Raw genomic sequence first — 661 nt, forward strand, 5'->3', positions numbered from 1 at the left:
TTTCGGCTGCTTTCCCCTATCGTATTGGAGCAGGCTTTAAAAAAAGCAGGGACAGAACTATTAGAGCCATATCTCCACTTTGAAATTTATGCACCGCAGGAATATCTCTCACGGGCGTATCATGATGCTCCAAGGTATTGTGCAGATATTGTAAGTACTCAGATAAAGAATGACGAGGTCATTCTGAAAGGAGAAATCCCTGCTAGATGTATTCAAGAATACAGGAACGATTTAACTTATTTCACAAATGGGCAGGGAGTCTGCTTGACAGAGTTAAAAGGATACCAGCCAGCTATTGGTAAATTTATTTGCCAACCCCGCCGCCCGAATAGCCGTATAGATAAGGTTCGGCATATGTTCCACAAGTTAGCTTAACAGCTTGCAAAAGTCATATAAAATGAGATTTGAAAGGAGAATGTAACTTCATGTTTGCTAAAAATTCAAAGGCATATTCTGTCTACCTGCTGTTCCGATTTGTCTGTTCCCTGGCGGTTTCTATGTCCACAGTGCTTTCCATCGTGTACCACCTGGAGGTGGTGCAGCTGGATGCTTTCCAGCTTGTCCTGGTAGGGACGGTTCTGGAGACCTCCTGCTTTCTGTTCGAGATACCCACCGGTGTGGTGGCGGATTTGTATAGCCGTCGGCGCTCGGTGCTGATTGG

The 661-nt window shown here is 45.1% G+C and carries 2 pseudogenes; both read left to right on the top strand.

The features are described 5' to 3' along the window. Positions 1 to 375 (top strand): annotated as a pseudogene (locus WMO25_RS18600) (tetracycline resistance ribosomal protection protein); the annotation flags it as partial. Between the two features lie 50 nt (positions 376 to 425). After that, positions 426 to 661: pseudogene (locus WMO25_RS18605) on the top strand (MFS transporter); the annotation flags it as partial.

The organism is Coprococcus intestinihominis (assembly GCF_040096555.1).
In the GTDB taxonomy this organism is placed as follows: domain Bacteria; phylum Bacillota; class Clostridia; order Lachnospirales; family Lachnospiraceae; genus Coprococcus_A; species Coprococcus_A intestinihominis.